This window comes from Nocardia sp. CA-119907, assembly GCF_050955995.1.
Taxonomy (GTDB): Bacteria; Actinomycetota; Actinomycetes; order Mycobacteriales; family Mycobacteriaceae; genus Nocardia.
Genome location: NZ_CP192091.1, coordinates 7,040,265 through 7,065,233, shown reverse-complemented (window position 1 = coordinate 7,065,233; position 24,969 = coordinate 7,040,265). Strand labels below are relative to the sequence as shown.

The 24,969-nt window shown below is 67.5% G+C and carries 23 protein-coding genes, 1 pseudogene and 1 riboswitch; of the genes and pseudogenes, 6 read left to right on the top strand and 18 right to left on the bottom strand.

Annotated features, from left to right (window positions below; translation table 11 throughout):
- Positions 1-185: 185 nt before the first annotated feature.
- Both crtI and ACQP2D_RS31535 read right to left on the bottom strand, forming a co-directional pair.
- Positions 186-1,769, bottom strand: a complete 1,584-nt coding sequence (gene crtI / locus ACQP2D_RS31540; protein ID WP_433679553.1) for a phytoene desaturase family protein — start codon at positions 1,767-1,769, stop codon at positions 186-188.
- 23 nt (positions 1,770-1,792) lie between these two features.
- Positions 1,793-2,941 (bottom strand): polyprenyl synthetase family protein, encoded by a 1,149-nt coding sequence (locus tag ACQP2D_RS31535; protein ID WP_433685821.1) that lies wholly within the window; start codon positions 2,939-2,941, stop codon positions 1,793-1,795.
- 174 nt (positions 2,942-3,115) lie between these two features.
- On the opposite strand from ACQP2D_RS31535, the gene ACQP2D_RS31530 reads away from it, so the two are divergent.
- Complete coding sequence (locus tag ACQP2D_RS31530) at positions 3,116-4,177, top strand: methylenetetrahydrofolate reductase (protein ID WP_433679552.1); 1,062 nt, start codon at positions 3,116-3,118, stop codon at positions 4,175-4,177.
- A gap of 259 nt (positions 4,178-4,436) precedes the next feature.
- Here the strand turns inward: ACQP2D_RS31530 and ACQP2D_RS31525 are convergent, their stop codons facing one another.
- Together ACQP2D_RS31525 and ACQP2D_RS31520 are read right to left on the bottom strand one after the other, a co-directional pair.
- Positions 4,437-4,889: a hypothetical protein gene (locus ACQP2D_RS31525; RefSeq protein WP_433679551.1), complete on the bottom strand. Its 453-nt coding sequence runs from the start codon at positions 4,887-4,889 to the stop codon at positions 4,437-4,439.
- Between the two features lie 37 nt (positions 4,890-4,926).
- Positions 4,927-6,345 (bottom strand): helix-turn-helix domain-containing protein, encoded by a 1,419-nt coding sequence (locus ACQP2D_RS31520; RefSeq protein WP_433679550.1) that lies wholly within the window; start codon positions 6,343-6,345, stop codon positions 4,927-4,929.
- Positions 6,346-6,612: 267 nt separating this feature from the next.
- On the opposite strand from ACQP2D_RS31520, the gene ACQP2D_RS31515 reads away from it, so the two are divergent.
- The 4 genes and pseudogenes from ACQP2D_RS31515 to ACQP2D_RS31500 all read left to right on the top strand — a co-directional run.
- On the top strand, positions 6,613-6,996 hold the full coding sequence (locus ACQP2D_RS31515; RefSeq protein ID WP_433679549.1) for a hypothetical protein: 384 nt from the start codon (positions 6,613-6,615) through the stop codon (positions 6,994-6,996).
- Entirely contained in the window at positions 6,993-7,391 is a 399-nt protein-coding gene (locus tag ACQP2D_RS31510; protein WP_433679548.1) for a hypothetical protein, read from the top strand. The genes ACQP2D_RS31515 and ACQP2D_RS31510 overlap by 4 nt, the downstream gene beginning before the upstream one ends.
- A 99-nt stretch (positions 7,392-7,490) precedes the next feature.
- Positions 7,491-7,919, top strand: coding sequence for a hypothetical protein (locus ACQP2D_RS31505; RefSeq protein ID WP_433679547.1), 429 nt, complete (start codon positions 7,491-7,493; stop codon positions 7,917-7,919).
- Positions 7,920-8,326: 407 nt separating this feature from the next.
- Positions 8,327-8,815 (top strand): annotated as a pseudogene (locus ACQP2D_RS31500) (methylenetetrahydrofolate reductase); the annotation flags it as partial.
- Positions 8,816-8,914: 99 nt separating this feature from the next.
- Here the strand turns inward: ACQP2D_RS31500 and ACQP2D_RS31495 are convergent.
- Genes ACQP2D_RS31495 through ACQP2D_RS31440 form a run of 12 tightly spaced genes read right to left on the bottom strand, consistent with a single transcriptional unit; the run spans position 8,915 to position 21,553 of the window.
- Positions 8,915-10,066 carry an LLM class flavin-dependent oxidoreductase gene (locus ACQP2D_RS31495; RefSeq protein ID WP_433679546.1) on the bottom strand — a complete coding sequence of 384 codons (1,152 nt, stop codon included), beginning with the start codon at positions 10,064-10,066 and terminating at the stop codon, positions 8,915-8,917.
- The gene (locus ACQP2D_RS31490; protein WP_433679545.1) at positions 10,063-10,869 is read right to left on the bottom strand and encodes a DUF1684 domain-containing protein; all 807 of its coding nucleotides are present in this window, start codon (positions 10,867-10,869) and stop codon (positions 10,063-10,065) included. Before ACQP2D_RS31490 ends, ACQP2D_RS31495 begins: the two co-directional genes overlap by 4 nt.
- Positions 10,866-12,245, bottom strand: a complete 1,380-nt coding sequence (locus ACQP2D_RS31485; RefSeq protein ID WP_433679544.1) for an NtaA/DmoA family FMN-dependent monooxygenase — start codon at positions 12,243-12,245, stop codon at positions 10,866-10,868. The genes ACQP2D_RS31490 and ACQP2D_RS31485 overlap by 4 nt, the downstream gene beginning before the upstream one ends.
- A 55-nt stretch (positions 12,246-12,300) precedes the next feature.
- A complete protein-coding gene (locus ACQP2D_RS31480; protein ID WP_433679543.1) occupies positions 12,301-13,971 on the bottom strand; it encodes a dipeptide ABC transporter ATP-binding protein in 1,671 nt (556 codons plus the stop codon).
- Complete coding sequence (locus ACQP2D_RS31475; protein ID WP_433679542.1) at positions 13,968-14,840, bottom strand: ABC transporter permease; 873 nt, start codon at positions 14,838-14,840, stop codon at positions 13,968-13,970. Before ACQP2D_RS31475 ends, ACQP2D_RS31480 begins: the two co-directional genes overlap by 4 nt.
- Complete coding sequence (locus ACQP2D_RS31470; RefSeq protein WP_433679541.1) at positions 14,833-14,964, bottom strand: hypothetical protein; 132 nt, start codon at positions 14,962-14,964, stop codon at positions 14,833-14,835. The genes ACQP2D_RS31475 and ACQP2D_RS31470 overlap by 8 nt, the downstream gene beginning before the upstream one ends.
- Positions 14,957-15,961, bottom strand: coding sequence for an ABC transporter permease (locus tag ACQP2D_RS31465; RefSeq protein WP_433679539.1), 1,005 nt, complete (start codon positions 15,959-15,961; stop codon positions 14,957-14,959). The genes ACQP2D_RS31470 and ACQP2D_RS31465 overlap by 8 nt, the downstream gene beginning before the upstream one ends.
- Before the next feature lie 2 nt (positions 15,962-15,963).
- Positions 15,964-17,583: an ABC transporter substrate-binding protein gene (locus ACQP2D_RS31460; protein ID WP_433679538.1), complete on the bottom strand. Its 1,620-nt coding sequence runs from the start codon at positions 17,581-17,583 to the stop codon at positions 15,964-15,966.
- Positions 17,580-18,731, bottom strand: a complete 1,152-nt coding sequence (locus ACQP2D_RS31455; protein ID WP_433679537.1) for an LLM class flavin-dependent oxidoreductase — start codon at positions 18,729-18,731, stop codon at positions 17,580-17,582. The genes ACQP2D_RS31460 and ACQP2D_RS31455 overlap by 4 nt, the downstream gene beginning before the upstream one ends.
- A 6-nt stretch (positions 18,732-18,737) precedes the next feature.
- A complete protein-coding gene (locus ACQP2D_RS31450) occupies positions 18,738-19,712 on the bottom strand; it encodes an ABC transporter substrate-binding protein (protein ID WP_433679536.1) in 975 nt (324 codons plus the stop codon).
- Between the two features lie 18 nt (positions 19,713-19,730).
- On the bottom strand, positions 19,731-20,534 hold the full coding sequence (locus ACQP2D_RS31445; RefSeq protein WP_433679535.1) for an amino acid ABC transporter ATP-binding protein: 804 nt from the start codon (positions 20,532-20,534) through the stop codon (positions 19,731-19,733).
- Positions 20,531-21,553: an amino acid ABC transporter permease gene (locus ACQP2D_RS31440; RefSeq protein ID WP_433679534.1), complete on the bottom strand. Its 1,023-nt coding sequence runs from the start codon at positions 21,551-21,553 to the stop codon at positions 20,531-20,533. The genes ACQP2D_RS31445 and ACQP2D_RS31440 overlap by 4 nt, the downstream gene beginning before the upstream one ends.
- Before the next feature lie 10 nt (positions 21,554-21,563).
- Positions 21,564-21,657, bottom strand: a riboswitch (SAM riboswitch).
- A gap of 327 nt (positions 21,658-21,984) precedes the next feature.
- On the opposite strand from ACQP2D_RS31440, the gene ACQP2D_RS31435 reads away from it, so the two are divergent.
- Positions 21,985-22,698: a hypothetical protein gene (locus tag ACQP2D_RS31435; protein WP_433679533.1), complete on the top strand. Its 714-nt coding sequence runs from the start codon at positions 21,985-21,987 to the stop codon at positions 22,696-22,698.
- Between the two features lie 171 nt (positions 22,699-22,869).
- On the opposite strand, the gene ACQP2D_RS31430 is transcribed toward ACQP2D_RS31435, so the two are convergent.
- A complete protein-coding gene (locus ACQP2D_RS31430) occupies positions 22,870-24,036 on the bottom strand; it encodes a glycosyltransferase (protein WP_433679532.1) in 1,167 nt (388 codons plus the stop codon).
- Positions 24,037-24,253: 217 nt separating this feature from the next.
- Positions 24,254-24,919: an LppM family (lipo)protein gene (locus tag ACQP2D_RS31425; protein WP_433685820.1), complete on the bottom strand. Its 666-nt coding sequence runs from the start codon at positions 24,917-24,919 to the stop codon at positions 24,254-24,256.
- Between the last annotated feature and the right edge of the window lie 50 nt (positions 24,920-24,969).

Here is a 24,969-nt window from a genome sequence, read left to right as displayed (position 1 = left end):
GGAATCCGGGCTCGTGGGTGGGCAGGGTTGCGCGGTGCGCCGGAGCGCGGTGCGCCTCGGCTTCGGTCGCGGTGTTCGCGTCGTCGGTGGGGGCGGGAGCCGTCGTCTCAGGGGGATGCATGTGGTGTCGGTCCCCCCGGGGTGGTCGGCGGTCGCAACCGCTGGTGATCAGGTCGGCCGTTAGTTTATCGGCTTGCCGGGAACACTATCCCGCTGGTGCTCGGGGATTCATCCCGAGCGGGCCGGGCGGCACCGGTGATCCGGTTTGCCGCTAGTTTTCCGGACAGCAGCGTGGTCGGCACGCCGACACCCGGAGTGGTGCCACAACCAGCGATAACCACATTGTCGCTGTCGCCGGAGAAATTGCGTGGCCGAAACGGTCCGGTCTGCCGGAACAGATGTGCGGCGGAGAAGGGTGTGCCCGCCAACATGCCTTGGCCACGCCAGGTGCCGGGCGTGTCGAGGTGGTCGACGGTGAAATGTTCGGCGATGCCGTGATAGCCGCGCCCTTCCAGGACGTCGAGGAGTTCCCGCAGGTACGAGGGTCCGAGTCGGTCCCAGTCCAGCGGTGCGGCATCGAGGTTCGGGCAGGGGGCGAGCAGCGAGAACGGTTCGTATCGGCCGTCTTCGCGATCGATGTGGAGGGTCGGATCGGTGAGTGCGGGCCGGGTGAGCAGCAGCGATGGGTCGCTCATCAGACGACCCCGACCCGGCCGCGCCGCGATCTCGTCGAAGGTGCGATCCCAGGCGTCGCCGAAATCGATGGTGTGGTGGGCCTGGATCGGCCAGGTCGCCGCGACCGCCGCGGGGATGGTGCCGTGTGCGACGACGGCCGACGGGGCGGCGCGCAGTCGGCGGCGACGGCGCACGCCGAATTGGTCGAGTGAGCCGAGGTCGGCGGTGAGAACCACGGCGTCGCAGTCGAAGCCGCGGCCGTCGGCGGTATGGATCCTGCTGGCCCGGCGGTTCGCGTACTCGATGCCGGTGACCTCGGTGTTCAGCTCCAATATGCCGCCCGCCGCGGTGAAGGCGTCCGCAAGGGCGGCGGTAATGGCGCGCATACCGCCTTCGGGGAAGTAGACGCCGAGCGAGGTGTCCATATGCGGGATCGCACCGTAGACCGCCAGTGCCTTGGCGGGAGCCATACCCGCGTAGAGGGCCTGGAAGGTGAACAGCCGGGCCAGGCGCGGATCGCGCAGGAACCGGCCGACGCGCGGGCCGAGCCTGCCGAATCCGCCCAGGCGAACGAGTGCGGCGAGTGCGCGGCGTTTGGCCGGGTAGCGGACCATATCGAGCGGCGAATCGAAGTTCGTATCCATGAACTCGCCGAATTCGGCCTCGTAGATCCGCGCCAGCCAGGCCCGCAGCCGTCGGTAGCGCAGCGCCTCCTCATCGCCGCACACGCGAGCCACCTCGATCGCCATCGCCTCGGGATCGGCGAAGACCCGCAGCGTCGAGTCGTCGGCGAAGCGGGCGTGATAGCTGGGTGCGAGTTGGTGGATGCGCAGCGGCGGGGTGCAGGTTTCGCGGGTCTCGCCGACGGCCGCGAGTGCGTCGTCGATCAGCTCCGGCAGGGTGAGTACCGTTGCGCCGGAGTCGATTTCGTAGTCGGGGCCGCGATACAGCCCGACTCGGCCGCCCGGATGGTCGGCGCGCTCGAGCAGGGTAACGGTGTGCCCCGCCCCGGTCAGATACAGCGCCGCGGCGAGTCCGGAGAGGCCGGCGCCCACCACCACGACGCGATCGGTCGGTCCCACAACGGTTTTCATGGAAATCTCCTCGCGATTCGCCGCTAGTGCGTGCGACTCGTCGCGGCCAGGGCCATGGCGCGCAACCGCTCCTTGGCGGCGGGCGTCGCGGTACTGGATGTCAGTGCGGCCAGGCCCTGTTCGGTGAGTTCGGTGATGCGGCGCTCCACCTCGTCGACCGCGCCGAGGTCGGTGATCACCCCGCGCAGGTGCTCGACCTGGTCCGCGGTCAGATCGGTGCCGATGCTGGTGCGCAGCAGGGCGGCGGCGGCCGGGTCGGTGGCATCGGCCCGGTGCAGCGCCTCGGCGACCAGCACGGTGCGCTTGCCCTCGCGCAGGTCGTCGCCGGATGGCTTGCCGGTGACCGCGGGATCGCCGAAGACGCCGAGCAGATCGTCGCGCAACTGGAAGGCGATACCGATATCGGTGCCGAAGGTGCGGTAGGCCTCGATCAGCCGCGGATCGGCGTCCGCGAGGGCGGCACCCAGGTGCAGGGGGCGCTCCACCGTGTAGGCGGCCGTCTTGTACCGGTTGATGCGCAGCGCTGCCGTGACCGATTCGTCGCCCGCCGATTCGCCGTGGATATCGAGCAGTTGCCCGCCGAGCACCTCGGTGCGCATGAGCGCCCAGACCGGCGCGAACCGGGCGAGTCCGGCGGCGTCGAGTCCGGCGGCGTGCACCATGTCATCGGCCCAGGCCAGCGCCAGATCGCCGATCAGGATGGCGACGCTGGTGCCGAAGTGTTCGGAATCACCGGCCCAGCCGCGGTCGCGGTGGCGCTGTTCGAAGTCGACGTGCACGGTGGGGAAGCGGCGGCGGGTTCGCGACGAGTCGATGATGTCGTCGTGGATCAGCGCGCAGGCCTGCACCAATTCGAGTGCGGCAGCGGCGTTCAGGACCGCGGCGGCGGCCGGGCCGGTGGGGTCGCCGCCCGCGCCGAGCCAGCCGGTCCAGGCGAAGGCGGGTCTGGTCCGCTTGCCGCCGCGCAGCACGAAGAGCTCGAGCGCGTCCGCGGCCTGGACGAAGACCGGACCGAGCGGTTCGACGGCGGCGCGCCGGGTCAGGAAGAAGGCCCTGAGCGCGTCCTCCACCGCCACGACGAATCCGGGGGTGCCCGGCGTCGGCGGTAGGTTCGCGGGCGGGGTGCTCCGAGGCGTCTGGATACCGGTTCCGGCGGACAGGGGAGCCTCCAAGGTCGTGCGGGTGCTGGGCGCGCGGTGGAGCATGGCGCTATAGGTGCTTCGGTGCCGGGCGCGGGCGGTCGCGCGTGTCGCCCGGCGATGGCGAACGTGTCGCCTGGTCGCAGAATACGCGTTCGGTCACGACGACCCGACAGGGCCGTGACCGGCCACCACTACACTGGACCGGTGACTTTCGATAACGTGCGGGGACGTTCGACCCCTGGCCGACTGTCCCCGACGCCGCCGATCGTCTCTGGAACACCCTCGGTCGTACAGAGTCTGCGGACCCATTCGGGGGGTTCCGTGCCCTTCTCGGTGGAGTTCAATCCGCCGCGTGACGCCGCGGGCGAGGCGCGGCTGTGGCGGGCCGCGCGCACCTTCGAGCGCATGCATCCGGCCTTCGTCTCGATGACCTACGGTGCGGGCGGCAGCACCCGCGACCGCACCGTGCGGATCACCGGCGCACTGGCCCAGGAGACCACCCTGCTGCCGGTGGCGCATCTGACCGCCGTCGAACACAGCGTCGCGGAACTGCGCTCGCTGGTCGGCGCGTACGCCGATTCGGGTATCCGCAATATCCTGGTGCTGCGCGGTGACCCGCCCGGCGATCCGCTCGGTGAATGGCGCAAACATCCCGAGGGTGTCGCCTATGCCGAGGAGCTGGTCCGCATCGTCCGCGATCTCGGCGACTTCCATGTCGGCGTCGCCTCGTTCCCGCAGGGGCACCACCGCTCGCCGGATCTGGAGCACGACACCGCGTATCTGGCCGCGAAACTGCGTGCGGGCGCGGAGTATTCGATCACCCAGATGTTCTTCGACGTCGAACACTATCTGCGCCTGCGCGATCGCCTCGCGGCCTTCGATCCGATCGAGGGCGCGAAGCCGATCATCCCGGAGTTGATGCCGATCACGTCCCTGCGCACCGTCGCGCGGGCCGAGGAACTGTGCGGCCGTCCGCTGCCCGCTGCGGTCATCGAGCGTTTGCGCAGGGCCGCGGGCGACGGCCCGGAGGAGAACGCGGCCGCGGTCCGCGCGGTCGGCATCGAAATCGCGACGGAGATGGGCCAGCGGCTCATCGATGAGGGCGCACCGTGCCTGCACTTCATCACACTGAACTTCGCCAAGGCCACCGGTGAGGTCCTCACCAACCTCGGCTATGGCGTAACCGCCGCGCCCACTTCCTCCGCCTCCCCGAATCTTGTGCCGGTCGTGGGTGCCGCACCTGTGGCGTCGCGAGCCGACAGCTAGGTGGACGGTCGGGTGCTGGACGCGCCCGCGCCGTGTGCGACGAGGTGACCCGCCCGCCGTCGCGGGAACAGGTCGAGCAGGTGCTCGAGGTACTGCAAACCCCTGGGTTTCGGTACACGCCGGGAGATGTCGGCTTGGGCCGTCGTTCTGCGCCTGCGCGATCTCTAATACCTCGAGAACCCAGCATGGGCCAACGACCCGCCGCCACCCGACACAACGGACCGAGATGATCCCAACGCACGAACCTACCGAGTGGCCTTTATTCCCGCGCAGCGCCGTCCGGCCAGACGATCTCGACCGGCACACCACGCTCACGGGCAAGCTCGACCACCGTGCCGGTACCGCCCGGCTGACTTGCATCCCCATCCCATACCGCGACAAGACGCGTACACGATGACAGCATGGCTTCGTTCGCGGCTTCGTATGCCTGCCTGCCTGCGTCGTTGAAGTCCATCACGTGCACCTTCGACGCGCTGCTGAGCAGCTTGTCGAAGAGTTCGGCATGGTCCGGTTTGACCTTGCGCTCGCGGTAGTTCCGCGATGGCAGCACTACCTCGAGCGATCCGCCAGCATCGAGCACTGCCCGCGCGAACACCGAGTCGGCGCCGCGTGCAATGCAACTGACGCCAACCAGCTTGGAGACCGTGTCGCCCCCGAGGATCTTGCTGATCGCTTCGTACACGAGCGGCACGGTGGCCTCGGTAATGTTCATGTGCCCAGTTACCCCGATCCGCACCACTCAACTCCTCCTACGCCGTCGCAATCAGCAACGGTTTCATCCGACCACGAAGTTCGGCCACCCGGCCGACTTGCACGAACTGTTCTGTCGCCCGATAGACCTTGATCAGCTTCTTCTGAACGCGATCCGAGGCTGTTTTCCCGACCGCTTCAACCGCAGTCTCGCCGATCCGGCAGGCTTCTTCCACTTCGCCCTCGATGAGTCGCGCCTCGACCATTCCCAACTGGTCCAGCGCAGCACTGCGCCGCCGATTCGGACGGCGCAGCTCGATGGCCTGGCCGATCTGCTCCGCTGCCGCAGCCGCAAACACAGGCTCTCGCCGCGCCATCTCCAATAGCCGCCCGCCGACCGTTCCCACCAGCTCCGCAGCATCGAAGTAGTTGATCCAATACGGATCGGTGCTCGGGTCCGAAGAGGTGAGTGCTTCGTGGGCTCGGTCGCACGCTCGGCGAAACGCTGAGGGCCGACCCAACTTCCCGTATGCCCACGCCTCCCGGGTGTGCAGCATGGCGTGAACGGTCGCTGTGAGTCGGTTGCCGAAATGGTCCTGCGCGATGCGAATCAGCTCGAGCGCGTCAGTGGCTCGCTCCCGTTCTACACTCTCGCGCCGCGCATCTAGTCCGTAGTGATCCAGCGCTAGCAACTGGCGCGCCATACCGGCCAGCGCGTTTGCGCACAGCGCCGGGTCATCTGCTTCCTTGGCTGCCCGGACTGCGACAGCGTAGTACTGTTGCGCTTTGCTCTGGCGGCCGGAGTCCCACGACATCGTTGCGGCGGTTTCAGCCAGCAATGCCTTGGCCCTCGTCAGTCGCCGCTTGATCTCGGGCGGATGGGAATCGCGCAGCATCTCGTTTACCTCGCTGAGCTGACCAATGACGGCCTTGCGGCGCAGCCCACCGCCGAACTGGTCGTCCCACTCGCGGAAGATCCGAGCCGAGTTCTCGAGCTCGAGCGCCTCTTGGAGACCGACACCCACTGCGGTGATCCTCGGTGGGATCTCCTCCGAAGAGGAAAGCCACCGTTCCAGCGGCTCGAGAAGATGGGTGCCCACTACCACGCCGAGTAGGGCGCGGCCGACTTGGCGGCGATCCAAGAGAAGATCCTCCCTGATAAGGCCGTCTGCGACCGAGGTAGGTTCCCCGGTCCATGTACCGGGAACCCACTGGACGACAACGGATTCCGTCGAATACTCGGCAAGTTGGCTCTCAACTTCCGCCGCGAACCGGGCACGCTGCTCGGGTGTGGCGCGGGCGAGCATCGTGTCCAGGATCCCGGCGCACTTGTCGCCCAGAATGATTGCGTCGCCCAGGTGACGCCACTTTGTCACTGTGCTTTTCGCGATACCGGCCCGGTTCGCGAACCGAATCTGAGTGAGCCCCAACGCTTCCCGCAAAGCTGTGGCTTCGGCACCGGTCCATTTGACCTGCATACCCAACATTCGCCCCCTGCTGTGAGCGCGTATACCGCAAGTAGACCGAAGTAGACCGCCAGTTAGACCAGCGTAGACCGCGGCGACCTTCCGACATGCCTGAACAGGCGCGATGGTTTGTACAGCACCCGGCGCCGGGGCGATGCAGCCCATGCTCCCTCCCCCGTGGGAGCGCTCACCGATCTTGTGTCCCGCAAACAGGATTGGTGAGCCGATTTCCCCGGCGCCTGGTGCCCCCGACTGGAACAGCGCTGAGGGGTGTCACCCGTGCCAGCAGAACTCAAAGTCGCCATCGTCGTAGCGGCGGTCCTCGTCATGGTGGGGATCACAACCTACGCCCTAGTGCAGATATTCGGCCCGAGAGCAAGGCCCGAGAACGCGGTCCCTGCAAGCGAAATCCTGGAGCGCTTGAAGTCCGACCGCTCGACTTCTCACAGCGCTTTGGCGATCTCCCATACGGTGGAGGAAGCGGATGATGATGATCGCATCGGCTGGATCCAATTCGCCGACGGATCATGGGCCGCTGTCGATGGGGACGGAAATCCCGGCGACGAGTTCACCATCCCGGTCGACGAACTGCCCGCACTGCACGCCGATGTTGTAATCGCCGTCGAACCGGCATCCGTCGTCGACATCGAGGTCGCCCGGTGAGGCCCCCGATCGCCGAAATGCCCGGCCCCCACACGTATCAGCCCGGCCCGCACGACGCCGGGGTCCGCCGCTATTTCGGTCTCGGCCAGTTCGCACTACTGAGCAACGCCACCTACCAGCAGCTCCGCAAGTGGCGGCACAGCGCTGTGACGTGGGTGCCCTCACCGGACGTAGTAGTTGGAGACCACCCGGGCTGGTCCCTGGCGTGCATTCGCTCCTGGTCGCAGGGCGGCCCGCCCTTCGCCCGGCCACGCACCGTCATGTTTGCCGACCAAGCCGCTATGAGAGCGCGCTACCACGGCATGCCGACCAACACTCTGTGGGCGTGCATCGGCGACGGCACCATTCCCCGGCCGGTGGTCTGGATCGACGACCGTCCCGGCTGGCTGTCGTGACGCCGTGTCCGTCACAACACCCGTCCCCGGCTGTGCGTTGCCGGGGACGGTTCTGATCTCTCCCGTGGGGCACGGGAGCAGTAGGTAATGGAGGATTCCATGGGATTCAACGCGATTCGGGCAGCCGTCACAGTTGTCGCCATCAGCGCCGCATTACTCGGCGGGCTGACGCTCACCACCGCGCCGGTCGCGCAGGCCGCTGGCGGTGTCTGCACCTTCGCCTTCAACAAGAACCCGTACGTGCTGCACGAGGCTGTCGTCGTGGGCGGAATAGTGGAATGCAATCCCGCCCCTATCGCGTTCCGCATCGAGTTGCAGCTGTGGCATCGGTCGGGCACCAGCAACCCACAGCCGAAGGGGGAACCCGCCGTTTCCACGCAAATCCCCAACCCACACCTCAACGTCGCCGCGATGGCGTTGGACTGCGTACCCGGCGTGTGGCAGGGCCGGATCGTCATGCGAGCTACCTGGGACACCGGGACGGATGAGGGCCGCAACGCGACCGCGCCCACCTTCATCCAGTGCTAAGTTGGCCCCGATGAAGCTGCTCTATATCAGTAGCGGCCCTGCCACGTGGTCGAGTCGCTGGTTTCGGCATAGCCGAAGCCTTTACTACCGGTTTCGGCATGTCTCCCGCGAGCCCGGCTACACCGGTGAGAACCAGTGGAGTCCTCACCGCGAATACTGCGGTTGGGTCATCCGACCGGCCAGAGGATGGCGTCGGATCCGCTGGATAACCCCGCCCCTGCACTACACGCGCGCCATCCCCGCTGACGACATGTACGCCGTCGGCAGTTGGATGCTGGAGAAGCTGGAGAAGTAAGCCCGGTAACCTAATTCAGCGAATTCCGCCCCGCCTCCCGAATCGGAGGCGGGGCGCGTTGCTTGTCATACAGACCGGTTAGTCTGCGCTCGTGGCGATCAGTGAGGTAGACCTAGTCCATCTCGTCGAGGGCGGCGTCGACGTGTTCAAGGTGTTAGAGATCGGCGTCGACGTCGAACACTATCTGCGCCTGCGCGATCGCCTCGCGGCCTTCGATCCGATCGAGGGCGCGAAGCCGATCATCCCGGAGTTGATGCCGATCACGTCCCTGCGCACCGTCGCGCGGGCCGAGGAACTGTGCGGCCGTCCGCTGCCCGCTGCGGTCATCGAGCGTTTGCGCAGGGCCGCGGGCGACGGCCCGGAGGAGAACGCGGCCGCGGTCCGCGCGGTCGGCATCGAAATCGCGACGGAGATGGGCCAGCGGCTCATCGATGAGGGCGCACCGTGCCTGCACTTCATCACACTGAACTTCGCCAAGGCCACCGGTGAGGTCCTCACCAACCTCGGCTATGGCGTAACCGCCGCGCCCACTTCCTCCGCCTCCCCGAACCTTGTGCCGGTCGTGGGTGCCGCACCTGTGGCGTCGCGAGCCGACAGCTAGGTGGACGGTCGGGTGCCGGCTGGGCCCGACGAATTGTGCATGTGCGGGTATACCCGTGCCGCAGCCCCGGTGCTCGAGGACCAGGGCTGCGGCACCGGGTCAGGCGGCGCGCGCCGACCGTAAGCCCCAGGCATCGGCGAGGAGCCGATGGGATTCGAGGCGGTCCTCGTGGCGGTGGGTGACGCTGGTGACGAGGAGTTCGTCGGCCCCGGTGACTCGTTGCAGGGCCTGCAGGCGTTCCACGACGGTGCGCGGGCTGCCGACGAACTGGGTGGCGATGCGGTCGTCGACCAGACGGCGCTGTTCCGCGGTCAGCGGCGTGGCGGTGTCGGGATCGAGGAAGTCGGCCGCGCCGGTGCCGCTGCGGATGCTGTGCACCCAGTGGCCGTAGGTGGAGGCCAGATGCTGGGCGCGGGCGTCGTCGGCGGCGACGACCACATCCGCGGAGATCACCACATAGGGCTCGGCGAGATCGGCCGAGGGCCGGAAGGCCGCCCGGTAGGCAGCCACCGCGTCCAGCGCGGTGCCGGGGGAGACGTGGTAGGCCGCGGCGAACGGGAGGCCGAGTCTGCCTGCCAGTTCGGCGCTTTCGCTGGCCGAACTGCCGAACAGCCACAGCTCGACCTGTGCGCCCTCGCCCGGAACCGCGTGCAGCGCAATGCCTTCGGTGCTCCGGTAGGTGCCGTTGAGCAGTGCCCGCACCTCATCGACCTGGTCCGGGAAGTCCAGTGCCTGTGCGCCCTGCTGTTGCAGTGCGCCGAGTGCGGCGATGAACCTCGACTTATCGGTGATCCGACCCGGATCGAACGGCGGCGGAACCACCACGCCGTCGCGGACCTCGGTGCGACCGGTCACGGTATCGACGACCGGGTGACCACCCTTCTGGTGGGCGGTTTGTGCGCCGAATTGGGTGCGGCGATGTCCGGATCGGCCGAGGCCGAGATCGAGTCGGCCCGGATAGATGGCATCGATGGTGCCGAACGCCTCCACGATCGATGCCGAGGTGTGATGGCCGACCTGGACCGCCGCCGAGCCGACCCGAATGCGCGTGGTGGCCGCGGCGACCAGACCGATCAGCGTGATCGAGGACGAACTCGCCACCGAGACGAAGTGATGTTCGGCCAGCCAATAGCGGCGGTAGCCCCACTGTTCGGCGTGCTGGGCCAGATCGATCGTGTTGCGCAGGGCCTGCTGTGCGGTCGATCCGGCGCTGACCGGGGCGAGGTCGAGGATGGAAAGGGGGATCGTCATGCGGACCGTCCTAGGCGCGGATGCTGTTCTCCCGCTTCGATGGCCACCCGCAGCCGGTTCTCGACGGGGGCCAGCGGGCAGGTGGCGAAATCGGTGAAGGCGCACGGCAGATTGGCCGCTCGGTTGAAGTCGAGGCGTACGGTGCCGTCCGCATCGGGTGCTGCCACCGCGAGCGAGCGGGCCGCGGGATAGGTGGTGACACCGCTGGTGGCGTCGGTGAACAGCACTCGCAGACCGGTCGGCTCACCGAAGGCGATGAAGCGCTCGGTGGCCTCGCCGATGGTGAATTCGATGGTGCCCGAGGCGGTGTGGTGATGTTCGAGGCCGTCGACGACGGCGCCGGTGGTGATCGTGCGTGGCTCGTCGAACGGTTCGAAGCGCCCCTCGACCACCCAGCGCGGGTCGGGTGCGTAGGCGGGAATGCCCTCGAAGCTCAGCAGCGTCGGCGCGGCCGGATCGTGCACGCGCACGGCGTACCGGCCGGTGCGGCGGATCACCTCGAGCACCCGATTCTCGTGCAGCACACTGAGTCCCGGCGCGCCCTCGGCCGGTGCGATGATCTGCACGCCCGCGATACCGGTGCTCTCGAACTCCAGCCGGTCGGCGGGTTGGGCGGTGATGAACACCTTGTCGTCGGTGACCCACCAGGTGCCGGGCACATCCGGTAGGCGCTCGGGTTGGTCGGTGAGCCAATGCAATCCGGTCAGGCTCAGGAAGCCGAGCGGATCGCGCAGCTGATCCTCCCGTGCGGTGTGCCAATGCGCCCACTCGGTTTCGAAAAGACTGGTGATGCTGGTCGTCATGACGCGCTGGCTCCTTCGAGTATGCGATTGCGATGGGGATGGCGTAGGCCGAGGTGGTCGCGCAGGGTGGTGCCGGTGTATTCGGTCCGGAAACTGCCGCGCTCCTGCAGTTCCGGAATGACGCGGTCGACGAATTCGTCGAGTCCGCCGGGGGTGAGATGTGGGACGAGGATGAAGCCATCGCTGGCGTCGGCCTGCACATAGGTGTCGATCTGCTCGGCAACCGCGGTCGGGGTGCCGACGAACTGCTGCCGCGCGGTCACCTCGATGATCAGCTCGCGAATGCTGAGCTTGTCCGCCTCGGCCCTGGCCCGCCATTCCTCGGCGACCGCGCGCGGATCCTTGGCGTGACGCACCCGGCCGCGGGTGATGGTCACATCGGCCTCCGGTTCGATATCGGGCAGCGGACCGTCCGGGTCGTAGTCGGAAAGATCACGGCCCCAGACCTGTTCGAGGAAGGCGATGGCGGTCTGCGGGCCGACCTGCTGCCGGCGGATATGTCTGGCACGCTCTTCGGCCTCGGTCGCGGTATCGCCGAGTACGAAGGTCGCGGCGGGCAGGATCTTCAATTCCTCCGGCGTGCGACCGTATTTCGCGAGTCGGCCCTTGATATCGGCGTAGAAGCGCTGTCCCGCTTCGAGGGAGCCGTGTCCGGTGAAGATGGCGTCGGCGGTGGCGGCGCCGAATTCGCGACCGTCATCGGAATCGCCCGCCTGCAGTAGCACCGGATGTCCCTGCGGGCTCGGTGGCAGCGGGAATCGTCCGGCGATATCGAATTGGGTATTGCGGTAACGGGTTTCCGGGATTTCCCGGGCGAAGACGCCGGCCGTGCGGTCGACCACGAGTGAGTCGGTGGGCCAGCTGTCCCAGAGTGCGCGGGTCGCCTCGACGACCTCGGCGGCCCTGCGGTAGCGCAGGCTGTGCTCCAGATAGCCGCCGCGGCGGAAGTTTTCACCGGTGAACGCGTCGGAGGAGGTGACGACATTCCAGGCCGCCCGGCCACCGGAGAGGTGGTCGAGCGAGGCGCGGCCGAGACCGGCGAAGTCCAGGCTCTGGATCGCCTTGGCCAGGTGGAAGGGTTCGGTGTGGGTGACCGGTGCCTGGGGGAGCAGACCGATGCGATGGGTGGCGGCGGCGACCCGCGCGGCGATCGCGACCGCGTCGAGTACACCGCGTGTCACCTCGTGTCCGCCGGGCTGCGGGGCGAAGGAATCGGGCAGGAATACGGCGTCGATACCGGCCTTCTCGGCGGTTGCGATCGCATCGACCCAATAACCACCGGTGAACAGATCCTCCGCGCGGGAATCCGCGCGCCGCCACGACGCGGGATGTACGCCGGTTCCGTCGAGCTCGATGGCGAGCAAGAACTCGGTCATCAGTACCGTCCTTTCCAGTCGATGCGTGGCGCGGCAGCGGCTTCGTCGGCGCACGTCATCGGGCCGCCCCCGAGGCGTGCGGTGTGGGAATGGCCGACAGCAGTTCGCGGGTGTACTCGTGCTGTGGGTTGTCGAAAATATCGGCGGTGGAACCGGATTCGACGATGCGGCCGTGGCGCATCACCGCGACGCGGTCGCTGATGCGGCGCACGACGGCGAGGTCGTGGGAGATGAACAGATAGCTCAGTCCGAGTTCGGTTTGCAGACGGTCCAGCAGTTCCAGGATCTGGGCCTGCACCGAGGCGTCGAGCGCGGAGACCGGTTCGTCGAGCACCAGCAGATCGGGGTGCAGGGCGAGGGCGCGGGCGATGGCGACGCGTTGGCGTTGTCCGCCGGATAGTTCCGCGGGGCGGCGCAGCGCGAAGTGCTCCGGCAGCGCAACCTGGTCGAGCAGTTCGCGGACCCGCGCCTGCCTGGCCTTGCGGTCACCGACCGCATACGCCCGCAGTGGTTCCTCGATGATCGAGCCGATCCGCCAGCGCGGATCCAGTGAGCCGTAGGGATTCTGGTAGACCACCTGGAAGCGTTGGCGCAGCGCGCGCAGCCGCCCGCCCTTCACGGAGGTCAGATCGTGTCCGTCGAAGGTGACCGCGCCGCTGTCGGGTTCGGTGAGCCGCAGGGCGATTCGCGCGGTGGTCGACTTGCCGGAGCCGGACTCGCCGACCAGCGAGAGGGTTTCGCCGCGCCCGAGTTCGAATCCGACGCCCGCGACTGCGGTCACCGCATCACCGGCCTGTGCGCGAAAGCGCTTGTGCACATCGCGAACCGTCAGCAGCGGTGGACCGGCACTGACCCGCGATGTGCGGAAACCGTCGAACGGAGCCAGGCTGGGCGAGGCCGCGAGCAGCCGCTTCGTATACGGATGCCTGGGTTCGGCGAGCACCGTTGCCGTCGGACCGGTTTCGACGATCTCCCCGCCGCTGAGTACCACGAGGCGATCGGCCCGTTCGGCGGCGATCGCGAGATCGTGGGTGATCAGCAGCACCGCGGTGCCCCTGGCCGCGGTCTGTGCGGCGAGTTTGTCCAGCACCCGCCGCGCCACCGTGGCGTCGAGCGCGCTCGTCGGCTCATCGGCGATGACCAATTCCGGTCCGGCGATCAGCGCCGCCGCGATCAGTACCCGTTGCCGCTGGCCACCGGACAATTCGTGCGGATACTGCGCGGCCCGCAGTTCCGGTCGGTCCAGTCCGGCCTCGGCGAGCAGTTCGACTGCCTGCGCGGCCGCGTCGCGCCGATCGGCCAGCCCGTGGACCAGCAGCGATTCGGCGACCTGAGCACCGACGCGACGCACCGGATTGAGTGACAGCCCGGGATCCTGGGGCACGAATCCGATGCGCGCACCGCGAATGCGCCGCAGCGCGCGCTCGGATCCGGTGTCCACCTTCTCCCCGTCGAAAGTGACGGTTCCGCCGGTGATCTCGGCATTTGGTCCGAGCAGGCCGATCACCGATTGGGCGAGCGTCGACTTGCCGGAACCGGATTCGCCGACCAGTGCCACGACCTCGCCGCGGCCGACGGTGAGGGAAACGTCCGCCAGTGCGGTGACGGTGCCGCTGTCGGAGCGATAGCGAACGTACAGGCCCTCGATGCCGAGTAGGGCCGGCCGAGAGTCCGTGATGGTATCCGCTCCGTCCGCGACCTCGGCGGCTGTGCTGCGCTCACTCATGCGCGGTGACTCCTTCCTGCGGCGCGGCCGAGGCGTTGGGCCGAGAGAACGACGACGATGATCACCAGGCCGGGCAGGGTGGTCAGCCACCAGGCGGTGGCGAGAAAGTTGCGGCCCTCGGAGATCAGCGAGCCCCATTCGGGTGTCGGCGGTTTCGCGCCATAGCCGAGGAAGCTCAGTGCGGACACGGCCAGCACCGCCATGCCGAATTCCACCGCGGCCAAGGCGAGGACGGGCTGATAGGAGTTCGGCAGGACGTGGCGGGCGAGCACCGTGTACCAGCGAACGCCGCAGGCGTGTGCGGCCTCGACATAGGGTGCCTGGCGCACGCGCAGCACCTCCGAACGCATGACCCTGGCGAAGTTGGCGATCAGCGAAACACCCACCGCGACGGCCACGTTCCGGGTGCCGAAGCCGAGCGCGGTGACCAGGGCCAGCGATAGCAACAGCGACGGAATCGACAGCAGCACGTCGACGAATCGCATGATGACGGTGTCGACGATGCCGCCGATCGACCCGGACAGCAGTCCGAGAATCGAACCGGCGACCAGCGCGATGGCGACCGCCGAGAGGGTGGCGGTGAGCGAGAGCCCCGCGCCGTGCACCATCCGGGTGTACAGATCGCGCCCGAGATTGTCGGTGCCGAACCAGTGCTCGGCACTCGGCCCCTGGAACTTCTGTGCGGGTACGGCGGTCAGCGGGTCACCGCTGGCGAATACCGAAGGGAACAGCGCCCAACCGAGTGCCAGGGTTGCGACGGCACCCGACAGCACGACTACGGTCTTGCCGCGCAGCGACTTCCACCGCAACACAGGCCGCCGCAGCCCGGGTAGCGCGACGCGCCTCGGCTCATCGAGTACGTCAACCATGATCGGCCACCTGCTGTCGAAGGTCGTCGGCGAGCTGCCACCAGCCGAGCGCGAGGAGTACGGTGCTGTCGCGCACTGCGGTGGTTCGGTCGCGCAGCATGTGGCGAACGGATGCCTCAGGCATGCACGACCACCTCTTGCGCGGTATCGGTATCGGTGGCCTCGGAATCGGTTGTCACACTGCGGGAGCGCCCGGCTATGCGCGGATCGAGCAGCGGATACAGCAGGTCCACTGCCAGATTCACGGTGACGAATACGGTCGAGGTGAGCAGCACGATGCCCTGCACGACCGGAATGTCCTGGGCGAGTACCGAGGTCTGGGTGAGCCGCCCCACGCCCTGGCGGGCGAAGACGGTCTCGACCACTACCGAACCGGCGAGCATATTGCCGACCAGCACTCCGGCGATGGTGAAGGTGGGCACGCTGGCGGGTCGCAGCACATGTTTGCGCAGCACCCAGGAGCGCGAACCGCCCTTGGCCAGTGCCACATCGACGAACGGCTGCCGCCAGGTCGATTCGAGTCCGGCCGTCAGCACCTGCGCGATGACCGCGCCGATCGGGATCGCGAGGGTCAGCGCGGGCAGCACCGTGCCCTTGAAGCCGTGACCGCCGAATGCCGGGGCGAGGTGCCAGCGGAACGAGAACAGCTGCATCAAGAGCAGTCCCGTCCAGAATGTCGGCACCGAAACCCCGAGCGAGGGGACCGAACTCAGCGCGTTGCGCAACCACGGACGCCGGGTGTAGGTCGCCGCGAAGGCCAGGCCGACCCCGCCGATCACGGCGAACAGCAGGGCGAGTCCGGCCAATCCGAGGGTGTTGGGCACCGCGTCACCGAGTGCGCGGGTCACCGGCTGGCCGGTGCTGATGGAGTGGCCGAGGTCGCCGGTCGCCGCATTCGTCAGCGCGGTCCAGTACTGCTCCCACAGTGGGCGATCCAGTCCATAGCGCGCCTGCAGTTCGGCGATCGCGGCCTTATCGATCGGGGTGCCGGCACCGGCACCGTCGGCCGCGATGGAGACCGGATCGGCGGGCAGCAGGTACAGCACTACGAACGAGATGGTGAAGGCCGCCCACAGCACCCATATCGCCTGCAATACCCGCACGATCACATACCGAGCCATGACTACCGCCCGCTCAACCAGGTATCGAAGAACTGCAGCCGGGCCGAGGCCTCGAACTTCAGATCCCGCACGCTCTGCGCCGCGCCGATGGCCTGGGACAGTTCCACCGTCGGAATCCACAGCCCCGCGTCGAGCACCGCCTGTTGCGCGGTGCGGATCAGTGCGGTGCGGGCGGCGGCATCCGAGGCGCTGAGCTGACCGTCGAGCACGTCGTCGAGGGCCGGGATGCGTTCGCGGGCATTGAGATTGCGGCCGTCGACGCTGAACGAGGTGCGCAGGATGTCACCGTCGGCGCGGGTGGTGTTGTAGTAGGTGGCGTCGAAATCCTTGAGGTTCTGCCGGGCCGTGCTTTCCGGGCCCGACACCAGATCCAGCTTCAGCTCGACACCGATCTGGCGCAGCTGCTGCTGTACCAGCTCCAGAATGGCCTGGTTGCCCGCGAACGCCTGACTGAAGAGCACCGAGAAGGACAGGCGATCACCATTCTTCGTGCGAATGCCGTCACCGCCGGGCGTCCAGCCCGCCTGGTCGAGGATGCCGCGCGCCTTGGCCGGGTCATAGGCCAGCCGCGCCGAAAGATCCTGGTAGCCGGGCGTGCTGCTGGCCAATGTGCTGGTGGCGGGTTTGAACTGCGGACCGAGTACGGTGTCCACCAGTTGTTTCCGGTCGATCGCTGGCAGCAGTGCCTGGCGCACCGCCGCATCGCGCAGCGGGCCCCTGGTCACATTGGTCTGGAAGCCGAATGGCACACCGGGATTCGCGGTGCTCAGCACCCGACCGCTCGCGGCCTCGATCTGCGGCGCGTCCTGCGGCAGCGCGTCGCTGACCGCGTCGAGCTGGCCGGAGATGAGACTGCCGGTGCGGACACCGGATTCGGGCACGACCGTGAATTCGATCTTGTCGAGGTAGGCCTCGCCCTGATGGGCGAAGACCGCCGAACCCCAGTTGTACCCCGCGCGTTTGGCCAGGGTCGCCGAGGCATCCTGTCGCCAGGACGCATAGGTGAACGGGCCGCTGCCGATATTGTCGCCCAGGCAACGCTGATCGGCAGGCTTGGCCGTGGTGGCATCGCCTTGAATGCCGAGTTGAGCCGTCGAGGACGCCTGCAGGAACTGGGCATTGGGCTTGCTGAACTCGACCCGGGCCGTCAGCTTGTCGACCGCGGTCGTGCCGACATAGTTGGTGAGATAGCTGGAGCCGAGCGGTGTTTTCGCCGCGCCTAGCTTGATCACCGAATCGAAGGTGTTCCGCACCGAATCCGCGGTGAGCGGTGTGCCATCGCTGAAGGTGATGCCGTCGGCCAGGTGGAAGGTGAATAGCTTGGCGTCGGGTGAGATCTCCCAGCTCTTGGCCAGCCAGGGCTTGATCTCACCGGTCTTGGGATCCTGGTCGGTCAGCGAATCCACGATCTGACGGGTCACGTAGAGCGTCTGGTTGGTGCCGGCCTGTGCCGGATCCGAGCAGGTCGGCGCCTGGGAGAGGCCATAACGCAAGGTCCCGCCCGGCTTCGGCGGGCCCGCGTCAGCGCCGCCCGAGGCCGAATCACTGCCGCAGGCGGCCAGACTCGCGGCCGCGGTGACGGCGGCGGCCACGGCCGCGATGCGATGGCGGGGACGGATCACTGTGGTACTCCAGATGTTTCGGTGCGGACGAGTTCGCCGCGGGAATCGATGTCGTATTCGGTGCCGGGACGCCCGGCACCATGGCCGTTTGCGGCGGCGTCACGGTTGCTGGCCAGCGGCCTACTCGGAATGCGGCGGCGCAGTTCGGGCGCGACCTCGGCCTGGAAGAGTTCGAGACTGTCGCGATGTTCGGCCTCGGTGCGGCCGTCGCGCTCGGCGGACAGATGGATCACCTCGTGCCCGAAGGCCTCGTGCTGGCGGCCCACCTTGTCGATCACCTGCTCGGGACTGCCGACCAATGCCGAACTGCGTGCGACGAAATCGTCGAGGGTCTCGAAGACGATCGGCAGGCCGAGCTTGCGCGCCAGCGCCAGCCGCGCCTCGAAGATCGGGCGGTACACATCGAGGGCCTGCTGGGACGTGCGTGCCACGTGGAATCCGGCGGTACCCGCGCCGACCAGGGCGTCGGCCGGGTCGTGCCCGTAGTACTCCCAGCGCTCCCGATAGTGGCGCACCAGTTCGGCATACGGTTCGATCGGATTGGTGACATTGGCCGAGAACAGTGGGTCACCGTGGCGCGCGGCGAGTTCCACCGAATCGCGGCTGGTCGCGCTGCCGTGCCAGATCCGGATGCGCGGCTGCCACGGCCGCGGCAGGGCCTTGGCCTCGACCAATTCCGGACGGAACCGACCCGACCAGGTCACGCTGTCGCTGTCCCATAGCGCCCGAAACAGTTCGTAGCCTTCGCGATTGCGATCCCACTGGTCCTCGGTGGTGACGTGGTACAGCTTCGCCTGTGCCGCACCGTTGCCCTTGCCGATGATCAGTTCGAGGCGGCCGCCGGAGAGGTTGTCCAGAGTCGAGTAGTCCTCGAACGCGCGCACCGGATCCAGCAGACTCAGCGTGGTGACCGCGGTGAACAGGCTGAGCCGGGAGGTGACCGCCGCGATATGGGACAGGAGCACCGGCGGCGCGGCCGAGAGGAACGGATCCTCGTGCCGCTCACCGACGGCGAACCCGTCGTAGCCGAGTTCCTCGGCGAGACGAGCCTGGTCGATGACATTGGTGAGTCGCTCCCTGGTCCCAGGCAGCCGTCCGGTGCTCGGGTCGGGCACCCGGGTAACGAGGGTGAACAGCAGGAATTTCATCTGCGATCACGACTTCTTCGGTAGGCCGGGCGGATTGATCCGCGAGCTCGGCACGGTCTCGGTCTTCAGCCCCCACCGGTCGATGACCTGCTGGTAGGTGCCGGTCTGGATGGCGTTGTCGATGGCCTTGTTGATGGCGCCGATCAGACCGTTGTCCTTCTTGGTGAGCACACCGATTTCGCCTTGCAGCGTGTCACCGGCGCCGGAGAAGGTCGCGACGATCTTGGTCTGGTTCGCGGTGGTGCTGTGGTAGATCGCGGACGGATTGGGGCCGATGTAGCCGTCGAGGCGCTGCGAGGCCAGCGCCAGGTAGTAGTCGGTGACCTGCTGGAAGTAGGCGATATCGATCGCGGGCAGGCCCTCGGCGACGTTCTGCTCGTTCCACTTGACCAGCAGCTGCTCCTGATTGGTGCCGCTGCCGACGCCGATCCGCCTACCCGCCAGGCTCTTGCGATCCCTGTAGTCGAGCGTGCTCTGCTTGGGGATCTCCAGTGCGACGGTGTCATTGCGGTAGGTGGCGAAGTCGTATTTCTCCTTGCGCTCCTCGGTCACGGTGACGTTGGAGATGAACACATCCGCTTCGCCGGAGTCGACTCGCACGAAGTTCTGCGACCAATCGGCCACCTGCGCAACGAGTTTCAGACCGAGAATGTCGGCGATCAGTGCGGCGAAATCGACCTCGGACCCGACGATGGTCTTATCGTCGGTGGCGTAGAACCGCAGCGGGGGTGCCGCGCCGCCCGATCCGGTGACCACCAGCGTGCCGCGGTCGCGAATGGCCTGCGGCAGTTCGGCGGCGATGGCATCGACCTTGGGCGCGTGGATCCGGCCGGACTGGCCGGGGGACAGGTCGAAGGTGATCGAACCGGCGGGCTGCGCGGAGTTTTCCGCATCGGGGTCGGTGCCGCAGCCGGTGGCCAGCAACGCGACCGTGGCGGCCAGGCCGACCAGGGCGGAGAGCTTCATTGAATACCTGTTCATCGGGAGCGCGCACCGCGCTCAGCGGACTCGGGACAGAAATGCGCGGGTGCGCGGGTGCTGGGGGTTATCGAGTACGGCGGCGGGCGGGCCCTGTTCGACGATCACGCCGCCGTCGAGGAAGACGACGGTGTCGGCCACCTCACGGGCGAAACCGATTTCGTGGGTGACGATCACCAGCGCGGTGCCGCCGTCGGCGAGATCGCGGATCACGTCGAGGACTTCGCCGACGAGTTCCGGATCCAGTGCCGAGGTCGGTTCGTCGAACAGGATCACCGGCGGTCGCAGCGCCAACGCCCGGGCAATGGCCACCCGCTGCTGCTGTCCGCCGGACAGCCGACGCGGATAGGCGTCGGCCAGTTCGCCGATGCCGACACGGTCCAGCAGTTGCTCGGCCTCGCGCTCGACTTCCCGGCGCGGGCGGCCCTGTGCGGAAATCGGTGCGAGCGTGACATTGTCGAGCACCGTCAGATGCGGGAACAGGTTGAACTGCTGGAAGACGAAGCCGATATGCGAACGCTGTTTGCGCACCTCGCGATCCGACAGCGCGTGCAACCTATTGCGGCGCAGTCGATATCCGATCAGCTCGCCGTCGATGTGCACGGTGCCCGCGTCCAGCGACTCCAGATGGTTGATCACCCGCAGCAGCGTCGACTTGCCGGAGCCGGACGGGCCGATCACGGTGACCACCTCACCCGCCCGAACCGTCAGATCGATGCCGCGCAGAACTTCGGTGGTGCCGTAGGACTTTCGTACGCCGCGAACCGCTACCGCGGCGGCCCGGTCGACGCTGGTGTCGATCGTCTCGGTGACCGGCGCGCTCATCGGGTGGCTCCGCGCGGTGCGGCGGAACCGCTTTCGGCGATTTCACGCAGCTTGTGCCACACCTGCTGGATCGGAGTCGGTGGCGGTGTGCGGTGCGCGCCCTTGGCGTAGTGCCGTTCGATGTAGTACTGCGCCACCGAGAGAATCGTGGTCAGCACGATGTACCAGACCGTCGCGACCATGAGCAGCGGCACCACCCGGCCATTGCGTCCGTAGATCACCTGGACCTGGTAGAAGAGTTCCGCGATCGCCATTACCGAGACGATCGAGGTGCCCTTGAACAGGCTGATCACCTCATTGGTCGCATTCGGCAGGATCGAGCGCATCGCCTGCGGGACGATGACGGTGCGGAACTGTCGCAGCCGCGGAATCCCGAGCGCGGCGGCGGCTTCCAGCTGTCCGGGATCGACGGAGATGAAGCCGGCCCGGATGATCTCGGCCGAATACGCGGCCTGATGCAATGCGAGGCCGATGACCGCCGCGGTGAACCCGCTGATCACCCCGTTCACCTCGAAGGTGAGAAATCCAGGACCGAACGGGATGCCGAGCGACAGCGTTTTGTAGAGGTAGGCGATGTTGAACCAGAACAGCAGTTGCACGATCAGCGGAATCGAGCGGAACGCCCAGATATAGACCCACGAGATCACCCGCAGCACCGGATTATTCGACAACCGGGCGATTGCCAGTGCGGTGCCGATCAGGAATCCGAGTGCCGTACCCCACAGGGTCAGCTCCAGGGTGACCTTCAGCGCCGATAGCACCGACTTCGCGGTGAAGTACTTGGCGAAGGTCGACCAATCCCAGCCCGGATTGGTGACCAGTCCATGGACGAACTGCGCGAGCAGTACCAGCGCGACGGCGCTGATCACCCAGCGCCACGGATGCCAGGTCCTGGCGATCGGCGGTGCGCCGGTGGTGGTTACGGCAGTGCCGGGTGCACCCGATGCCGTGGCATCGGGTGTGTGGGCACCCGGTATCGGAACATCCGAGAGGGCATCGGATGCGACGGACGCGCTCATGATTTCGGTTCCTCCATCGTTCCCGGCGGAAGCACCCGCACCCGGTGACCGGGGGGTTGCTGCGACGTCGACGAGCCAGGTCTCTCGGTCGCTCTGGATGGTGTGTCCGACGCCGAGCACGGGTCGGTCGGTCTAGCCGAAATATCATGCGAAGCAGGCGAAGTCCGGCACAAGGGTACGAATCAGCGTGAGCGCAGATCTTGTCCGAACGGTTGTGAACAGGGATTATCGACCGGGTCGTGCGGTGGATCGCGAGGCTTCGGGTGTAGTCCCTCCGGCGTATTTCGCCTGGAGGGGGTACCCCGCGTGCCATCGTGACGGTCGGGTGGGTTGCGCGACGCGACGGCGTTGCCGGTCGAAATCAGCCCGGTTCTGTTGGTTTGCTGGAGTACTCTCTGACCTCATTCGTGCCCGACGATGAGGAGGTTCACGTGACCCTGCTGCGCCGTCTGACCACGCTTACCGCCATCGCGACCGGTGCGGCTGCGCTGACGCTGGCCGCCCCCGGCCTCGCCGCCGCGGTACCGGCGCCGATACCCGGACCCGCAATCCCGGCGGCGACCCCGCCGTCCGTCCAAGCCGCACCCGGAGATGCGTTCGGTGCTTACCAAGCCACTGTCGAGGCGCTGCGCGCTGTGGGCATCGACCCGTTCCTGTACCCGGCGGCCGCGGCGTTCTGCTCCAGCGGCAACTCCCTCGGCCTGGTCCCCGCCGTCGCGGGTGCTGTCCCGGGGCCGTGGCCCAAGACCACCGTGGCCATTCCTGGACTGGACCTTTCCGCGGTCAAGACGGGCCAAACCCTGTTCACCTTCATGCCCTACGGCGTAGCCACCGACAGCACGAACGTCTCCGGCATGAACGTCGCCTGGCTGAATCTGGCCAATGGCCGCAGCGGCGTCACCGCCATGGGCCCGCTCTCCGACGTCGTCCGAACCATGGTGCCCGCCGAAATCCCCGCCGAAATACGACCACTCGCCGAACGCGCCTTCGAGAACTTCTTCGCCACATTCCCCACCGGCGGCATCCGCGCCGTCCCCGTCGACACCGGTTCCGGCACCGTCCTGGCCGCGGTGTTCGGCACCGTCGACAACGCCGGCAAGCCCTGCTTCTTCCTGCCGACCGTCGGCATCACCTCGGTGCGCTGAGCCCGGCGAACATCCGAGGTCGCCAGGCCGCGCCGCTGGACCCTGGCCCGGATGTGGCGTCAGCTGATTTCGGGCATGCGGCTGCCTGGTTCCGGGGTTGATCAGGATCCGGTGGAACTGATGGCGGGGTCTCTGTCGGGCATTACCGCCATGGATTCGGCCTGATCTTGATCAGTGGGTGGTGTCGAGGTGGCGGGATTTCCAGGTCAGGGTGTTCGCGCGATGGGCTCGGCGCGAGCGGGACCACAGGCGGAGATAGGCGGCGATGGAGACCGGGTGTGCCAGGGCGGCAAGGATATCGGCGCGGGTAAGGGCGCCGCTTTCCAATGAGCGGGCGAGTAGGCGACTGGTGACCGCGGCGGTGTAGCCGAGGAGACCGGTGGCCCGCAGCCGGCCGCGACCGGCGACGGCGGCCAGCGGCGGTATCCAATAGGCCAGTGCCGCAATGGCTCCCACGGCCGCGCCGCCGGCGGTCGTGCCGCCGTAGGCCGACCACAGCCAGCGGGTATAGCCCGCCTCGAGTTCGGTCGCGTCCCGGTACATGCGGGTGCGCGCGGCGCGACCCGCCGTGACCACCGCGGTGCGGCGACCGGAACGGCGCAGGGCGCGAGCGATATCCAGATCCTCGGTGGGGCTGGCGGCCACCGCCGCGTGACCGCCGATGGCGAAATAGGCGGTGGCATCGAAAACGAGGAATTGGCCGCAGGCGACCGCTGTCGATGGTCTGCGGCTCCGATTGGCGATCCCGATCGGCAGGCTCGCCGCCCACGACCAGCACAGCAGCGGCTGTACCAGCGCTTCGGCAACCGATTCGGCAACCTGATACGGCCAGGGCGATAACAATGCGGCCCGACTCCGCCGCAATTCGGCGACCGCCGCGGCGATCGCGCGCGGGGCCACCCGCACATCGGCATCGAGGAAGATCAGCACCGCCGCATCCGCCCGCTCGGCCAGCCGGGCACAGGCCGCGGCCTTCCCGGTCCACCCCGGTGCGGGTTCGGCCTCGGATCGAATCACCGTGAATCGCCGATCACCCGCGATCGCCTCCGCGGCCGCCGCTTCGGTCCCGTCGCTGGACGCGTCGTCGAGAATCAGCACCCGCAGCCGTGGCACCCCCACCTGACCCCGCAGATCATCGATCAGCTCGGGCAGCCGCCGCGCCTCGTCGCGCGCCGGAATACAGATCGTCACGGGTTCGAGAACCGGCGTCGGCACAATCGGCAGCGTGCGCACCGTCACCCGATTGAACAGCGCGATCCCACAACCGATCAGCGCGATTGCCGCACCATACGGCGTCGCGACCGCCAAGCCCTGCCGCAGCGTCTTCGCTTCCGTCACGGCATCGCCTCCCCGGCGCGTCGAATGACGCCGTCGTCGGGCCGATTATGCGCGCGCCACGTACTCGCGTTTCGTATCGACGCGATCCACGCGTCCGGCGGCGTCATGAATCTCGCCCCGTGTGCGCTCGTCACGGTCACAATCGTGCCGCCGTGGCGCTCGGCATCGACGGGTGTCGGCGTTCCGCATCGAAACAATTGGGGTGCGAGGTGGGAATTCAGCGGCGTACGAGCGAACGCCAGAGGCTGCTCATGGAGAAACTGAATTCGGGGGCGCCGGGAGGTGCGGGGTTTCGGTTCATGTAGGCGATGGCGGCGACAATCGCCGCGACGGCGAGGGTGATGCCGCCGACGATGCCGGCCCAGCCCGCGAAGGAGCGGGTATTCGGATCGGCGTAGCTGACTTCGGCGCGCAGCGTGGAGACATCGCCGGCCGGCAGTTTCCAGGAGACGGTGGAGTCGTCCTCGCGGTTGCCATTGGTTTTGGCGACGCGGGCCGGGAAGGCCACCGTGAACTGCACGTCCGAGCCGTGCGGCGGAACGGATTTCAGGTCGACCCGGCCGTTGAGGCTGACCAGGTCGCCGGTGCGTTGGAACGACAGATTGAACATGCCCTGGGTCTGATCGGAGAGTCCGCCGAGCTGGCCGACCTCACCGAAGGACAGATCCTCGAAGAACACCTTGCTGCCGACATAGCCGTCCTGGCTGTACGGCTCGACCCGCACCTTGGCGGCCAGCGAGTCGGGCGCCTTCAGCTGCGGGCCCTTGTCATTGGCGTCCGCGGGCACGACCGCGGCCACGATCCGACCGGAGACCCGGTCATTGGACGACACACCCATCGAAACCTGCACCCGTAGGCAGCCCGCGAGCATGGGCACCAGCATTGCGGCCAGCAGTACTGCCGCCGCTACCCGCACCCCGGGCCGGGGTGAAC

Excerpts from the sequence above, each read along its gene's own strand:
- ACQP2D_RS31485 (WP_433679544.1), bottom strand. The coding sequence starts at position 12,245 with ATGACCGAGTTCTTGCTCGCCATCGAGCTCGACGGAACCGGCGTACAT.
- ACQP2D_RS31520 (WP_433679550.1), bottom strand. The coding sequence starts at position 6,345 with ATGCAGGTCAAATGGACCGGTGCCGAAGCCACAGCTTTGCGGGAAGCG.
- crtI (WP_433679553.1), bottom strand. The coding sequence starts at position 1,769 with ATGAAAACCGTTGTGGGACCGACCGATCGCGTCGTGGTGGTGGGCGCC.
- ACQP2D_RS31455 (WP_433679537.1), bottom strand. The coding sequence starts at position 18,731 with ATGAAATTCCTGCTGTTCACCCTCGTTACCCGGGTGCCCGACCCGAGC.
- ACQP2D_RS31465 (WP_433679539.1), bottom strand. The coding sequence starts at position 15,961 with ATGGCTCGGTATGTGATCGTGCGGGTATTGCAGGCGATATGGGTGCTG.
- ACQP2D_RS31440 (WP_433679534.1), bottom strand. The coding sequence starts at position 21,553 with ATGAGCGCGTCCGTCGCATCCGATGCCCTCTCGGATGTTCCGATACCG.
- ACQP2D_RS31480 (WP_433679543.1), bottom strand. The coding sequence starts at position 13,971 with ATGAGTGAGCGCAGCACAGCCGCCGAGGTCGCGGACGGAGCGGATACC.
- ACQP2D_RS31505 (WP_433679547.1), top strand. The coding sequence starts at position 7,491 with ATGGGATTCAACGCGATTCGGGCAGCCGTCACAGTTGTCGCCATCAGC.
- ACQP2D_RS31470 (WP_433679541.1), bottom strand. The coding sequence starts at position 14,964 with ATGCCTGAGGCATCCGTTCGCCACATGCTGCGCGACCGAACCACCGCA.
- ACQP2D_RS31495 (WP_433679546.1), bottom strand. The coding sequence starts at position 10,066 with ATGACGATCCCCCTTTCCATCCTCGACCTCGCCCCGGTCAGCGCCGGA.
- ACQP2D_RS31425 (WP_433685820.1), bottom strand. The coding sequence starts at position 24,919 with ATGCTGGTGCCCATGCTCGCGGGCTGCCTACGGGTGCAGGTTTCGATG.
- ACQP2D_RS31450 (WP_433679536.1), bottom strand. The coding sequence starts at position 19,712 with ATGAACAGGTATTCAATGAAGCTCTCCGCCCTGGTCGGCCTGGCCGCC.
- ACQP2D_RS31475 (WP_433679542.1), bottom strand. The coding sequence starts at position 14,840 with ATGGTTGACGTACTCGATGAGCCGAGGCGCGTCGCGCTACCCGGGCTG.
- ACQP2D_RS31490 (WP_433679545.1), bottom strand. The coding sequence starts at position 10,869 with ATGACGACCAGCATCACCAGTCTTTTCGAAACCGAGTGGGCGCATTGG.
- ACQP2D_RS31525 (WP_433679551.1), bottom strand. The coding sequence starts at position 4,889 with ATGAACATTACCGAGGCCACCGTGCCGCTCGTGTACGAAGCGATCAGC.
- ACQP2D_RS31445 (WP_433679535.1), bottom strand. The coding sequence starts at position 20,534 with ATGAGCGCGCCGGTCACCGAGACGATCGACACCAGCGTCGACCGGGCC.